Below are 13922 nucleotides of genomic sequence, written 5' to 3' on the forward strand. Positions count from 1 at the left end.
GTAACTGCTACAGCACGCTATTAGCCATGCTATCATATAGCTGAAAAAGTCTCGCTGCCGCCGCCTAGGTGCGATAAGTGAGGTGGCCCCTTAACCTGGATGCAGTCGCTTTTTCTCGTCAGCCGCGGAGGGGGCTCGTCTGGGTGGTTCGGGATGAGCGGACGACGGATTTCGTTTCCCATGTAGCAAAAGGGGCGTTTCTATCGAAACGCCCCTCACTAGTTCAGTATTTTGAAAGGGTTTTAGCAGCCGCCGCCGCCATCCCCGAACCGATAAGACGCATGGATCATGATGGCCTCCTGCTGATTGTCGTCAGACACGAACGTAGACATGGAAACTCCTAACATCAAGTATCTCCCTTTTTTTGCGCCATCCATGTTGGCCATAAAGCGCCGAGCTTTTTGAGGGTGCTTGCCGCCACGGTATCGCATTTCTCCTCAGCCATTGTCGGTGCGAGAGCGGGCGGCGTAAAACTGATCGGGTCGGAAGTGACTTCCTCACCATCGTCTTCCCGGGTTCGCCACCAGAAAACGGCGCTGTTGTGCTTGAGGAGTGGACCTTCAAGACGCCAGGTTCTCGAAATCTCAGAGGGTACGCGAGGCTGCTCGACGAGACTCGCGCTGCTAAGCGGGCGAACCCCGAAACGCATGTCGTCCAGGACCGTCAAAGACAGCGTGACCCCATCGACCGTTGGGTAGAACGAGCCCCATACCTCGTTGTCCGAAAGTTCTTTAACGCACCGTACGCTGATGATGACGGGCAGGGTCTGATCGGGTCCAAGTGTCCGCGTCCAAGCGTACTCAAGATCATCGTCGCCAGGTTGAACGGCATCAGATATCTGGCCGCTGTTTAGCGTTTCATCTCCTATCCGCACGAAATGTGCGCCAGTAACGTGGCGTGTGCCTACACCATGTCGAAGCGGCACGACATATCTTACCCTGACGTCCTGATCCGTCGAAGAAACATTCCTAAAAGAGTAGCTCGAGGTCATTTCCAGAATTACGAATCTTTGCAGCGCGTCTTCTGGTCGGTGAGGTAGGATCGTGGTCGCTTCATCCTCCGTAAGCGCACGAAGTCGATAGTCGAGTTTCATGCCTTCTCTTACGATTTTTTGCTCAAGATTGGTTTCGACGACGGCTTTTACAAACTCGCGACGATGCCGCAGCCCATACAGAGCGAACACGGCGTCGTTGGCTACGTCAGCACGCAGCTTCATAGCTCGCTCGTTGTCTCGTTCCTTCGCTTGCTTCTCCAGCATAACGCCGATGATGGCCGCTACTAGGAATGCCACCCCCAGTTCCTTGAGGAGCAATGTAAGAAGGCCGACGAACCCAAGGCCATGCCCACCGACTTCATGTGCCGCCGCCGCCTCCGTTCCCATCAGCGAATGCCAACCCCGAACTATCGCCTCAAGAAGCATGGGTAGCCATACCTCAACAGCGAAGCCGAAAAGCATTAATAAGACACCAATGCCAAACGCGATCAAAATATGCCTATCGCTCAGCAATCCGAACTTCTTTTCCCCCTTAGACGACAATGAAGTATTCCCCTGATTTTTTTGTCACGTCTGACGTCATAATATTGTGACGGGAATTTGGAAGATTGCAATTGGCTAATTGAGAAAAACTAGCATTTTGCAAAGCGGGCTGGCGAGTCAAGGGATCGATATCGCTTGGCATACAGGTCGCCATAGGGCGTCTATGGTTAACTAACCATAGGTCGTAAAATTACATGGCCATCGAAAAATGGGTGGTCTATGTTGCCCGATGCACGGGAAGCGGTTCCCGGGCCGGGGCGTGGAAACCCTGAAATTGGAGGTCGGTCGAAAGACCAATGACGGTCGAAGAGCTCTTCGGCCGGGTGGCGGTGACGTATGTCCAGACCACCCGGTTAAAGGTTTCCGCGCCTGTTCCAATTCAGGTTTCCAACACCCGGCTCAGGGGGCCGGCATCCCGTTCCACGGGATGCCGCCGACTGAGGTGGCGTCCTTCACTTCGGAGGCGACGATGATTGGGAATCAAGCCGGATACATGAAGACGCTGGTCAGGACGGCCATCACGACGGGTTCAACGCTGACCAAAGGGGTCTGAGCGTGCCGGTCCAGACCGTACCGTTCGTCCCGATCTTCATACTCGGCGGCATCTTTTTGATCGCTCCAGGCATGATCGTGACGCTCTTCACCAATTCTGATCCGCTCGGCTTCGCTGTCGTGATGGCGACCGCCATTGCCGCGCTTATCCGCCCGACAGCGTCCTGGATGCTGTTCGCCGTACTGTGCTCGATGCGCACCGTGCCGTTCATCGTCGCCACGCTGACGGCCGTCGCGATGAAGATCGGCTTGGCGAAGCACGGCCTGCCTTACCTGATAGCGTATATCGTCATCGGCGGCGTGGCGCAGCTGCGCATCCGCTCGCTGCGGCGATCGGGCGAAATCGACATCTGAAAAGGAAGCATCATGAAGCATGTGATGGCGCTTGTCCTCATGGCGGCGCAGCCGGTGGTGGCCGGTCAGATCGGCGTGGACGCCGCCGCGACACAGACTGCCAAAGGAACTCCCGCCACCTTCGACCTTGCTGGCTTCCGGCTCGGAATGACCGAGGCGGACGTCGAAAGGGTAATGAGGGAACGCGGATTGATCGTGAAGCGGCGGACGCGGACCGACACGTTCGAGGACCGCGTCCGCAAGGCTGTCAATCTTTGGGGCGGGCGGCTACCGCTGAAGGGCGGCAGCGTCTTGGACAGCGCCGAATTCGACGACGGCAAGGGCGGGAAGGTGATGATCGGCACGTTCGTCTGGCCGGATGGCGCGCATGTGCGCAGCGTCGCATATCTGCCGCCAGCGGGAACGGATCCCGCAGCCTGGCGCACATTGCTGGTCGGCAAGTACGGCATGCCATCCAAAGATAGCGACGACATCGATGGCGAGGGGCTGCACGCGCGGTGGTGCGGTCGAACCGCCTGTCTGGGGCAAGGTGGCGTGTTCCGGCTGGCTGCCGACGTAGGATCGCAGGGCGGCCAGATCACACTGGCGCAGCCAGAGGGGACATCGAGCAGGATGACGGCACTGATCGAGCAGGAGGCGTCGAGACGTGGTACGGGCGGCAGGCCGGCCCTGTAGGGCAAATGCGACGTAGAGCGACCAAGCAACATCTCTGGTCATTTCCGTCGGCCGACGCGATCTTCCATATTCAGATGACGATTGCGACAGCCTGTATGGCGGTGATGCACTGCATCATCAGCCATACAGGCGCGACCACGATTATCGCACGTCCTGGGTTTCCGAACAGCCATCAACAACGACCGCGCTTGTCGTAGTTGATTGCATCTAGCGGCCTGACGCCACGTGGCCATTTGCGAGGCATGCCTCGTCCAGCGCCGCCGCTAAATTACCTCTCGTGTCTTCAGCTCCCCCACAGGCGCCAACTACAAGGAACCGTGCAAGGTCGCGGATAGCGGTCGGAAGCACTTTGTAGGTCACGATCCTACCCGACCGGTTGGCGAGCACGGCACCTGCGCGGGCGAGGATCGCAAGATGGGTCGACATCGTGTTTGGAGGTGTATCCATAAGCCGTGCAAGTTCACCGACCGGCAGCCCATCCGCTCCATGCTCCGCCAGCGTGAGAAAGACCGCCATTCTCGTGGGTTGAGCTAAGGCGCTCATCAACTGGATGGCAGAAATTTGGTCCATATCTCTAGATTAATAGACGTTTTGCGCTTCGCAAGGGGCCCTGACTCAGGAAGCGGTTAAAAAGAAATTTACCAGTAAAATAACCTCAACATATCCAGACTTATTGACATATAAATCGGTGTCACCAATCTTAACCGCGTTCCCGAACAGATCGCACAGCGACGGGAACGTGATCAGAATTCGGGGGACATGGAGATGACCATGCATGCAACCGTAATGTCGAAGGTGCCGAGCACCGTGGTGCCGGTTCCGCAGTTTAGTTTCGAAGATCCGCTGGATGACGATATGCCCGGCGACGAGACCGTCGTCACGACGCGTCGAGCCCTCTGCCGCGTCGTGACGGTTGCCGCTGAGGCTGGTGCCCGCTTCCAGCGGGAGGCAAACCCGATCGATCCAGTGGGATGGATGCTCGCGCCTCGCCGTATCTTTGATGGGGCTCCGGCGATCGAGGCGTGCCTCGACCGGGAACAATTCGTCCGCGCGATCGTCCTGCACGGCCTTTCGCTCGGGGTGGACGCCGATCCCGCCATGCTCGACCGGCTCGTAGCCCCCGATGGTGACGGCGACACTCCGCATCTCTCGCGGCCGAGGCGCGGTCGCAGCGGAAGGCACAGACTGGCGGCGAGGCCATCGCTCTACTGCGCGACGATCGCCTGGGAGGGAAACGGCGTCGTACTGCAGGCCTTTCACGCTTCGGTGGCGCGTCACCCGGCCGAGGTCGTGCAGCGCCTGCGCGCTAGATTCGGCGAGGATGTGATCGACCTGGCGGAGATTCGTGAAGGTTTTCACCCCTATTTGCCGCTAGCCATCGCTCTCGTGCCGGGCGCGGTCGCCGAACTGCTGCGTTCGGTAGAGCTGGCGAGCGACGAGCCGCGATACGCTTCCTTCTCGTACGACACCGAACAGCGCCTCGAAGCCTGAGGTTCGCGTAACCGCCGGGCACGGCCCGGCATGATCACCGGAGAACGACATGGAAAAGCTGGCATCGGCCAGCCGCATCGATGCGGCTGGCGACGAGAAGACGCGCGTCCTGCACAGGCTCGACGTGCGCGAAGGCCCCACCGGCGATGGGGACGATCATGACACCGCCATCGGCGTCGCGGTCGACGTGGAGACGACGGGCACCGTTGTCCACCTAGGCGCGGTCGTCGAACTAGCGATCCGCCCGTTCCGTTTCGATGCCGATGGCGTCATTACCGACATCGGCCCCATTTCCTCGTGGACGGAGGATCCGGGCCACCCGCTGACGCCGGAGACGGTCGCGATCACCGGGCTGACTGACGACGACGTCGCCGGTCGGCGGATCGACGATGCCGAGGCGACGCGCATGCTCCGCACGGCGTCATGCGTCGTGGCGCACCACGCCGCATTCGACCGCCCCTATGTCGAACGTCGTCTGCCGGACGTACGCGGACTAGACTGGGCCTGCTCCTTCCAACAGGTCGACTGGCGCGGGAGAGGCTTCGATGGCCGGGCCCTCGGCTACCTGCTCCAGCAGGCCGGATACTTTTTCCGGCCCCATCGGGCCGCCACGGACGTCGACGCCCTCGTCCAGCTGCTCCGTCACCGCGCGGACGATGGCACGACCGTGCTCGCGGAACTGCTCGGTCGTATGAGGGCACCCAGCTGGATGGTGTACGCCGACGGGGCCAGCTTTGACGCCAAGGATGCACTGAAGGCGCGGGGCTATAGGTGGGATCCGGAGCGCCGGACGTGGTGGACCGAGGTCGCGGATGACGCGCGCACGGCGGAAGAATTCTGGCTGGCGACGAACGTCTACGCCGCGGGGCACGGTGCCAGAGCCATGGCGCCCCGCTTCGAGATGGTCACGGCCGCGGACCGCTTCCTGTGAGCGCCTTCGTCAGTGCCGATAGGCGCGCGCTTCATCTCGACCGTCAGCGAAGGACCATCCGCAGGCTGCGCAGGTGCTGTGGGCGGGCGGCCAGGGACGATCCGATAGGCGTAGGCGCCGAAGGGCGGCGCTGCCCCTCGACCAACTGATCGATCGAACCACAGCAGGAAAGGTGAAAGTCATGGCCACGAAGAAGAGCAGGTCGACGGCCGTCGCGGTGCAGAAGCCGCTGCCGCTCGCGAAGGTAGGGAAGGGCGCATTGGCGGATGCGGTCGGGTCGGGCGTCGATCTGGCCAAGGTGTCGGGGACGGGCGGCGAGTTCGTCAGCCAGGACGGCGTGGTCCGCATCACCGGCCGCGCCTATGCGACGAGCGGTGACGTGGTGCCGGAAGCCGAGATCTTCTATGCGAAGCGGGAGATGCCGCGCTCTCATGGTCCATGGCTCGGCGAGGCAGACAAGGTCTCGTGGGTCGACGAGGCGACCGGCCTGGAGTGCATCATGATGCGCGAGCATCCCGAGGGCTACCTGAGCGGCTTCGTCGGGGTGCCGTCCACCCATCCTCTCTTCGGCTGGGACCATGACGCGGTGCCGGCGAGTCTCGGGATCGAGGTGCACGGTGGCCTGACCTACTCGCGCATCTGCGACGACGGTCCCAATCCGCGCCGACGCCTGATCACCGAATACCGCCGTATCTGCCACGTCGTCGTCGGCAAGGTGCCGCTGCAGCATGCGACCGATCATCGTGCCGGCCAGGGGCAGTGGTGGTTCGGCTTCGATTGTAATCACATCTTCGACGTCGTGCCGAGCCGCGTGGGTGATCGCCAGAGCCTGATCGGCGCCGGGATCGATGCAAGGTACCGCGACGACGGATATGTCGTGCGGGAAATCCGCAATCTCGCGGCGCAGCTCGCCGCGATCCGTGACGGTTGCCCGGTTCCGGCTCGCGACGGGCCGTCGCTCCCGCCCATCGGCCTCGAGCCGAGTGTCGGATGATGGCGACAGCTAGGGAGCGGCATCGGCCGGGCGAGCTGCCGTGGGGCTGGTGGCTGCGAGCTAACGGCGCTCATTTCGAGGACGAGGATGGCCGCAAGTGGACGTCGGTGCGCGATGCCTTTTGGCGGGGCGAGTTGGGTCTTCCCGACACGTACGCCTTACGGGAGCAGCTCGAGTTCCTCCTCCGAGTCCTGCTGTCCGTCGATATGGCAGAATGTGGTGAAAACGAACGCCGATTTGATCTCTTCCGCGGCAATCCGGTTTTCCGGACTTTCTATATGTGCTGGCTTGGTACCGTCGGTCTGCTGCAGCGCGGGTCGACGGACGATCTTAGTCCCGAGGGCCGGTCGGTGCTCATGATGCTGATCGCGACCCGCGATCTGGAGTGGGAGGATCTGCCCATCGCGGACGTCATGGCGGCAGTGGTAGCGGCCGTCCGCGATCCATCCGATCAGGACCGGGAGCAGGCCCTGCAGGATTTCGAGCGCGCGGTTGGCTTGCGGCGCCACGTCTTCGCGCGCGAGGCGGTGGGGCAATCGCATGCGATCACCCTGACCTCAATGGCGAACGAAAGTCCCGCCAGGATGCCGGTCAGGCGGGTGACTTGGTCGCTGGCGTTCGATGACCAGAGCGTGCGCGACGACCTGTTCGCCTGGATCGCGGCCAGGGTCGATCATTGGGACCACTGGGGGCGCATGGCCTATCGGCGGGGCGGCAATGCGTTCACGCAGCACCTGCTTGGGCTGATCGTAGCATCTAGGTCATCGCAGACATAGGCGATGCTCGGGCCAGCCGGCGAGATAGCATCAATGCGCTGGTGGCACGTCATGGGTTCCGTCCCGACATCCGAAGCCTTGCTGATCGGTCATCCTGTCCGATCAGCAAGGCTTCTCGCTATGTTCATCAGTGCTGTCGCTGGGAGCGCCGCGCGTGAGATGTGCTGCTGCGGTAGACTCGTCGACTCCGTAGAGTCGCATCCACCAGTCGATCACGTCTCCGCCGGTACCGCATGAAAAACAATAAAAGCGCCCGTTGTAGACGTAGAGGCCACGAGTCGGATCTGGGTGGAAAGGGCATGACCCCCGCCGCCCTGCCTGCGTCGTCTCCAATTCGACCGTTTGCGCCACCAACTGCACCAAGGGGCTTTGCGCTCGGGCTAATTGCCGATGGTCAGAAAGGTGCGACATGACGGTATGATCGTCGATCGCTGGCCTTCGTCAAGTGGTCATCCTCGTACAAAAGGTTCGGGGATGTTCGGCCTTTCGAGTGTCTAGGCAACAACGCGATATCGCGTAGAGCGTCACGACCTATTTGCGTCTTATGTGCAACGCTGGCTAGCGCCTCGCGGTCGGGAGATTTGAACCAAAAGTCCATCCTCCAAGGAAATGGACAGGGGAGTGGCGCGCCCGGAGGGATTCGAACCCCCGACCGAGGAGGTAGAAGCTCCTTGCTCTATCCAACTGAGCTACGGACGCGCGGATGGCGGTGTCCCTAGCGTGGTTTGACCGCCAAGGGAATGGCGATAAACAACGGTCCGCACGGCTTTGAGGGGATCGTAATGAGCGGGGAACGGATGGTCGCGGGCCGCGATCTGGAGCGGTCGGCCTTTCGCTGGTTCGACTTCGTCATGGCGGCGTTCGTCACCATCCTGCTGCTGTCCAATGTCATCGGCGCGGGCAAGGTGGCGGTCATCACCCTGCCGCTGGTCGGGCAGTGGCCGTTCGGCGCGGGCATCCTGTTCTTTCCGCTCAGCTATGTCATCGGCGACGTGCTGACCGAGGTTTACGGCTATGCCCGCGCGCGGCGGGTGATCTGGGCGGGCACGGCGGCGGTGCTGTTCATGGCGTTCATGAGCTGGATCGTCGTCGCGCTGCCCCCGGCGCCCAGCTGGAGCAACCAGGCCGCTTATGAGGTTATCTTCGGCCAGGTGCCACGCATCGTGCTGGCCAGCGTCTGCGCCTTCTGGGCGGGCGAGTTCGTCAATGCATATGTCATGGCGCGGATGAAGCTGTGGACCGGCGGGAGGCACCTCTGGTCGCGGACGATCGGCTCGACGCTGGTGGGGCAGGGGGTGGACAGCCTGATCTTCTATCCGCTGGCCTTCTGGGGCGCGCAGGGGTGGACCACGCATCTGGTGGTGGTCGTGCTGTTCACCCAATGGGCGCTGAAGGTGGGCTGGGAGGTGCTGCTGACCCCCGTGACCTATCTGATCGTCGGCGGGCTGAAGCGCGCCGAGGGGGTGGATGTGTTCGACGAGGGGACCGACTTCACGCCGTTCCGGGCACGGGTTTGAATTGGGTTCACGCGAAGCCGCGATGACGCGAAGGGTTTTAGAGATTGGGTTCACGCGGAGGCGCGGAGACGCGGAGGTGATGTAGCCGGCGATAGCCGCCAATCTCTGCCATCGACATGCGTTAGAAGGTATAACGCCCGCAACGAGGCCAAACACCTCTGCGTTCTCCGCGCCTCCGCGCGAACCCAATATTCTTCGCGCCATCGCGGCTTCGCGCGAACAAAAAAAAGGGGAAGCGAGTCGCCCCGCTCCCCCTTTGTCAGATGTAGTCCCGTGGCCTTCGACTTCGCTCAGGCTGAACGGGGGAGGGGCGGTTAGGCCCCCACCATCTCCAGCAGGCCCTCGAACAGGCGTCGGCCATGGTCGCCGCCATGGGCGGCTTCGATGCGGCGCTCGGGGTGGGGCATCATGCCCAGCACGTTGCGCTTCTCGTTCAGCACGCCCGCGATGGACCGCGCCGAGCCGTTGACGTCCTCGGCATAGCGGAAGGCCACGCGGCCTTCGCCTTCGAGGCGGTCGAGCGTGTCGGTATCGGCGAAGTAATTGCCGTCATGATGCGCGACCGGGATACGGATCGTCTCGCCCTGCTGGTACAGCCGGGTGAAGGCGCTGTCGGTGTTGGCCACCTCCAGATCGACGTCGCGGCAGACGAAGTTGAGCGAGCGATTGCGCATCAGTGCGCCCGGTAGCAGCCCGGTTTCGGCCAGCACCTGGAAGCCGTTGCACACGCCGAACACCGGCGTGCCCTTGTTCGCCGACTCCACGACCGCGCGCATGATCGGCGAGCGGGCCGCGATCGCGCCGCAGCGCAGGTAATCGCCGTAAGAGAAGCCGCCCGGCACGCCGATCAGCCCCAGCCCCTCAGGGAGCTCGCTGTCGCCGTGCCAGACCATGGCCGGCTTGACGCCCGTCACCGCCTCCAGCGCGACGGCGAGGTCGCGGTCGCAGTTCGAGCCCGGAAAGACGATTACGGCGGTCTTCATCAGGCGCGCTCCACCCGGTAATTCTCGATCACGGTGTTGGCGAGGAGCTGGCGGCACATCTCGTCGATCTGCGCGTCGGTGGTCGCGTCGGCGACCTCCAGCTCGATCAGCTTGCCCGCGCGGACGTCGTTCACGCCCGCAAAGCCCAGGCTTTCCAGCGCGTGGTGGATCGCCTTGCCCTGCGGGTCGAGCACGCCGGGCTTCAGGGTGACGAAAATCTTCAGCTTCATTACTTACCCCGGCTCTTGCGGTGTTCTTCGAGGTCGAGGACGGCGGTGTCGCCCCCCTCGGGCAGCAGGCCCAGACGGCGTGCCACTTCCTGATAGGCTTCCACCTCGCCGCCCAGGTCGCGACGGAAGCGATCCTTGTCCAGCTTTTCGTTGGTGGTCATGTCCCACAGGCGGCAGCCATCGGGGCTGATCTCGTCCGCCAGGATGATCCGACCGAAGTCATTGTCCCAGATGCGGCCGAATTCCAGCTTGAAGTCGACCAGGCGGATGCCGATCGCGGCGAACATGCCCGACAGGAAGTCGTTCACGCGGATCGCCAGGTCGGCGATGTCGTGCATCTCTTCCTGGCTGGCCCAGCCGAAGCAGGCGATATGCTCGTCGGTGACCATCGGGTCGCCCAGCGCATCGTCCTTGTAATAATATTCGATGATCGTGCGGGGCAGCTTCACGCCCTCCTCGATGCCCAGGCGCTTGGATAGCGAGCCCGCCGCGACGTTGCGGACCACGACCTCGATCGGCACGATCTCGACCTGGCGGATCAACTGCTCGCGCATGTTCAGGCGGCGGATGAAGTGGGTCGGCACGCCGATATGGTCGAGCATGGTGAAGACATGCTCGGAGATACGGTTGTTGAGCACGCCCTTGCCGTTGATCGTGCCCTTCTTCTGGGCATTGAACGCGGTGGCGTCGTCCTTGAAATACTGGATCAGCGTGCCGGGCTCGGGGCCCTCGTACAGGATCTTGGCCTTGCCTTCGTAGATTTGGCGGCGGCGAGCCATGCGGCGGTCCCCTGAAATGAGTACAGCCCCGGTGCCCCACATGCTGAGGCCCGAGGCGGGATGGCGCGGCCTATAATCGAAGGTGCGGGCGGGCGCAATGGAGGCGTGCGGCCTTGCAGTGCGGACAGGCTCCTTCCGTCGTGCAAGCAACGAAAGGCGTGTGGAAGATGAAGATCACGTAATGTCCCGGCCATGATGGACATGATTTTCACGGTATATGAAAAAATGGTAAGGTGGAAAGTATAGGAAACCGATCATCCAAGTCATGGGTTCTGTCGATGCTTGCAAAGGAGGAAGTCATGAACAAGCTGATGATCGGTGTTGTTGGTGGGGCTCTGATGCTGACGGCGGGTGCTGCCGTGGCGCGGCCGATGCACATGGCGCAGGCGCCGCTGGTCTATGAACAGGCGCGTGTTCCGCTGGCCAATGGCATGGAGGCTATCGCGGTGGTCAAGAACGGCAGGACGGAGCGGACCGTCGCCTGTCGCGATACCGCCGACGTCCTCGCCACCTTCCGCCCCGAGGCCATCGCCTTCGCGCCCGGCCATAATGCCAAGGGCAAGGCCGTGACCGACGCGGAAGTCGCCGGGGTCGAGACCTTCACCCCCGTCGCGTTCCAGAACTGCACGGTCGCGGCGGGCAACCACTTCACCCAGGACGTCAACCAGGCGCAGGCGAACCACGCCTGATCCGGATTGTCGCAAGGCAGGCGGGCGCGGCGCTCCCAACGTGCCCGCCTTGCCCCCCGGCGATCTGTTCTCTTTTTGATCCGCCCGATTGCCCCTGCGCGCATCGCTTGCTAGAAGCGGCGCTCCCATGGCGATCGATCTCCGCGACAATCCCCCCGTCGGCATCCTGGATGCCCCCTTCGACAGCGCGCTGTCCGAACGGTATCTGGTCTATGCGCTGTCCACGATCACGGCGCGCTCGCTGCCCGATGTGCGCGATGGCCTGAAGCCGGTGCATCGCCGGTTGCTGTGGGCGATGCGGCTGCTCAAGCTCGACCCGGCGGCGGGCTACAAGAAATGCGCGCGCGTCGTCGGCGACGTGATAGGTAAATATCATCCGCATGGCGACCAGTCGGTCTATGACGCGATGGTCCGTCTCGCCCAGGATTTCGCGCTTCGCTATCCGCTGGTCGACGGGCAGGGCAATTTCGGCAATATCGACGGCGATAACGCCGCCGCCTATCGTTATACCGAGGCAAGGCTGACCCAGGTCGCGATCGACCTGATGGATGGGCTGGACGAGGATGCCGTCGCCTATCGCCCGACCTATAATGGCGAGGAGCAGGAGCCCGAGCTGTTCCCCGGCCTGTTCCCCAATCTGCTGGCCAATGGCGCGAGCGGGATCGCGGTCGGCATGGCGACCAGCATCCCGCCGCACAATGCCGCCGAGCTGCTGGAAGCCGCGATCCTGCTGGTCGATCGGCCCGATGCCGATGACGATGCGATCCTGGCGCTGGTCAAGGGGCCCGATTTCCCGACCGGCGGCATCGTCGTCGATGCGCCCGCGATCCTGCGCGAAAGCTACACCACCGGGCGGGGCGGCTTCCGCGTCCGCGCGCGCTGGGAGATCGAGCGCGAGAAGGGCGGCGGCTGGCAGATCGTCGTCAGCGAAATCCCCTACGGTGTCGCCAAGGGCAAGCTGATCGAGCAGATCGCGACGCTCATCAACGACAAGAAGCTGCCGATCCTGGCCGATGTCCGCGACGAATCGGATGCGCAGGTCCGCATCGTGCTGGAGCCGCGCGCGCGCACCGTCGATCCGCAGGTGCTGATGGACGGGTTGTTCCGTTTCTCCGACCTGGAGACGCGGATCAGCCTGAACCTCAACGTGCTGGACAAGGACCGCACCCCGCGCGTCATGTCCCTGCGCGAGGCGCTGGCGGCCTGGGTCGAGCATCAGTTCGTCGTGCTGCGGCGCCGTTCCGAGCATCGGCTCGGCAAGATCGCCGACCGGATCGAGCTGCTCGACGGCTATCTGGTCGCCTATCTCAACCTTGACCGGGTGATCGAGATCATCCGCACCGAGGACGAGCCCAAGGCCGTGATGATCGCGGAATTCCGCCTGACCGACCGTCAGGCCGAGGCGATCCTCAACATGCGCCTCCGTTCGCTGCGGCGGCTGGAGGAGTTCGAGATTCGCGGCGAGCGCGACAAGCTCGACAAGGAGCGCGAGCAGCTCACCCTGCTGCTCGGCTCCGAACAGCGCCAGCGGACGCGGATGAAGAAGGACCTGGGCCGGATACGCGACCGCTATGGTCCCGAAACCGCGCTGGGTGCGCGCCGCACGCTGATCGAGGAAGCCGCGCCGACCCGCGACATCCCGCTGGAGGCGATGATCGAGCGCGAGCCGATCACCGTCATCCTGTCGCAGCGCGGCTGGATTCGCGCGATGAAGGGACATGTCGACCTGGCCTCGGCGGATACCGCCAAGTTCAAGGAAGGCGACGGCCCCGCCTTCGCCTTCCATGCGCAGACCACCGACAAGCTGTTGCTGGCGGCGGCGAACGGGCGGTTCTTCACCCTGGCCGCCGACAAGCTGCCCGGCGGGCGCGGGTTCGGCGAGCCGGTGCGCGCGATGATCGATCTGGACGGATCGATCGGCATCGTCGGCTTCCTGCCCGCCGCGCGCGCGGCCAAGCTGCTGGTCGCGGCCTCGGACGGGCGCGGCTTCGTCGTGCCGACCGCCGATACCATCGCCGAGACGCGAAAAGGCAAGACGGTGCTGACGCCGCGCGCCGGAGCGGCGCTGAAGGTCGTGCGTCCGGTGGGGGCGGATGATGATTATGTCGCGGCGATCGGCGACAATCGCAAATTGCTGGTCTTCCCGCTGACCGAGTTCGTCGAACTGTCGCGCGGCACCGGGGTTCAGCTGCAACGTTATCGCGACGGCGGCCTGTCCGACGCGACGACCTTCGTCTTCAAGGACGGGTTGAGCTGGCCGATGGGCGGCGAGACGGGGCGCGTGCGGACCGAGGCCGATCTGTCCGCCTGGCGGACCGCGCGCGGGGCGGCGGGGCGGATGCCGCCGACCGGCTTCCCCCGCGATAATCGTTTCGATTGACCGTCCCCGATCGACCGCGTGTTTCCGATTATGG

Annotated in this window: 15 protein-coding genes and 1 tRNA gene; 9 read left to right on the top strand and 7 right to left on the bottom strand. The window is 63.2% G+C overall.

Annotated features, from left to right (window positions below):
• Positions 1 to 346: 346 nt before the first annotated feature.
• Positions 347 to 1507: a hypothetical protein gene (locus QE360_RS10310; protein WP_309701315.1), complete on the bottom strand. Its 1161-nt coding sequence runs from the start codon at positions 1505 to 1507 to the stop codon at positions 347 to 349.
• A gap of 585 nt (positions 1508 to 2092) precedes the next feature.
• Between QE360_RS10310 and QE360_RS10315 the strand changes: the two genes are divergently transcribed.
• The gene (locus QE360_RS10315; protein ID WP_309701317.1) at positions 2093 to 2443 is read left to right on the top strand and encodes a hypothetical protein; all 351 of its coding nucleotides are present in this window, start codon (positions 2093 to 2095) and stop codon (positions 2441 to 2443) included.
• Between the two features lie 12 nt (positions 2444 to 2455).
• Complete coding sequence (locus QE360_RS10320) at positions 2456 to 3118, top strand: hypothetical protein (RefSeq protein ID WP_309701319.1); 663 nt, start codon at positions 2456 to 2458, stop codon at positions 3116 to 3118.
• A gap of 207 nt (positions 3119 to 3325) precedes the next feature.
• Here QE360_RS10320 and QE360_RS10325 read toward each other — a convergent pair whose 3' ends face one another.
• Positions 3326 to 3688, bottom strand: coding sequence for a metalloregulator ArsR/SmtB family transcription factor (locus QE360_RS10325; RefSeq protein ID WP_309701321.1), 363 nt, complete (start codon positions 3686 to 3688; stop codon positions 3326 to 3328).
• A 189-nt stretch (positions 3689 to 3877) separates the two neighbouring features.
• Here QE360_RS10325 and QE360_RS10330 point away from each other — a divergent pair, with 189 nt between their 5' ends.
• The 4 genes from QE360_RS10330 (at position 3878) to QE360_RS10345 (ending at position 7310) form a co-directional block, all read left to right on the top strand.
• A complete protein-coding gene (locus tag QE360_RS10330; RefSeq protein ID WP_309701323.1) occupies positions 3878 to 4609 on the top strand; it encodes a hypothetical protein in 732 nt (243 codons plus the stop codon).
• A gap of 49 nt (positions 4610 to 4658) precedes the next feature.
• A complete protein-coding gene (locus QE360_RS10335) occupies positions 4659 to 5540 on the top strand; it encodes a 3'-5' exonuclease (RefSeq protein ID WP_309701324.1) in 882 nt (293 codons plus the stop codon).
• Between the two features lie 181 nt (positions 5541 to 5721).
• Positions 5722 to 6534, top strand: a complete 813-nt coding sequence (locus QE360_RS10340; protein WP_309701326.1) for a hypothetical protein — start codon at positions 5722 to 5724, stop codon at positions 6532 to 6534.
• Positions 6531 to 7310, top strand: coding sequence for a hypothetical protein (locus tag QE360_RS10345; RefSeq protein WP_309701328.1), 780 nt, complete (start codon positions 6531 to 6533; stop codon positions 7308 to 7310). Before QE360_RS10340 ends, QE360_RS10345 begins: the two co-directional genes overlap by 4 nt.
• A gap of 102 nt (positions 7311 to 7412) precedes the next feature.
• Here QE360_RS10345 and QE360_RS19135 read toward each other — a convergent pair whose 3' ends face one another.
• Positions 7413 to 7721 carry a CHC2 zinc finger domain-containing protein gene (locus QE360_RS19135; RefSeq protein ID WP_405052582.1) on the bottom strand — a complete coding sequence of 103 codons (309 nt, stop codon included), beginning with the start codon at positions 7719 to 7721 and terminating at the stop codon, positions 7413 to 7415.
• A gap of 211 nt (positions 7722 to 7932) precedes the next feature.
• A tRNA-Arg gene (locus QE360_RS10350) sits at positions 7933 to 8009 on the bottom strand.
• A gap of 83 nt (positions 8010 to 8092) precedes the next feature.
• Here QE360_RS10350 and QE360_RS10355 point away from each other — a divergent pair.
• Positions 8093 to 8827, top strand: a complete 735-nt coding sequence (locus tag QE360_RS10355; RefSeq protein ID WP_309701329.1) for a queuosine precursor transporter — start codon at positions 8093 to 8095, stop codon at positions 8825 to 8827.
• A 314-nt stretch (positions 8828 to 9141) separates the two neighbouring features.
• On the opposite strand, the gene purQ is transcribed toward QE360_RS10355, so the two are convergent.
• The 3 genes from purQ to purC are packed head-to-tail and all read right to left on the bottom strand — an operon-like array spanning position 9142 to position 10819.
• Positions 9142 to 9810 (bottom strand): phosphoribosylformylglycinamidine synthase subunit PurQ, encoded by a 669-nt coding sequence (gene purQ / locus QE360_RS10360; protein ID WP_309701332.1) that lies wholly within the window; start codon positions 9808 to 9810, stop codon positions 9142 to 9144.
• On the bottom strand, positions 9810 to 10040 hold the full coding sequence (purS, locus tag QE360_RS10365) for a phosphoribosylformylglycinamidine synthase subunit PurS (RefSeq protein WP_042486357.1): 231 nt from the start codon (positions 10038 to 10040) through the stop codon (positions 9810 to 9812). Before purS ends, purQ begins: the two co-directional genes overlap by 1 nt.
• Positions 10040 to 10819 carry a phosphoribosylaminoimidazolesuccinocarboxamide synthase gene (purC, locus tag QE360_RS10370; RefSeq protein WP_007405170.1) on the bottom strand — a complete coding sequence of 260 codons (780 nt, stop codon included), beginning with the start codon at positions 10817 to 10819 and terminating at the stop codon, positions 10040 to 10042. The genes purS and purC overlap by 1 nt, the downstream gene beginning before the upstream one ends.
• Positions 10820 to 11118: 299 nt before the next feature.
• On the opposite strand from purC, the gene QE360_RS10375 reads away from it, so the two are divergent.
• On the top strand, positions 11119 to 11508 hold the full coding sequence (locus tag QE360_RS10375) for a hypothetical protein (RefSeq protein WP_309701334.1): 390 nt from the start codon (positions 11119 to 11121) through the stop codon (positions 11506 to 11508).
• A 127-nt stretch (positions 11509 to 11635) separates the two neighbouring features.
• Positions 11636 to 13888: a DNA topoisomerase IV subunit A gene (parC, locus tag QE360_RS10380; protein WP_309701336.1), complete on the top strand. Its 2253-nt coding sequence runs from the start codon at positions 11636 to 11638 to the stop codon at positions 13886 to 13888.
• Positions 13889 to 13922: the final 34 nt, after the last annotated feature.

Origin of the sequence: Sphingomonas sp. SORGH_AS_0789 (genome assembly GCF_031453055.1) — a bacterium.
Taxonomy (GTDB): Bacteria; Pseudomonadota; Alphaproteobacteria; order Sphingomonadales; family Sphingomonadaceae; genus Sphingomonas.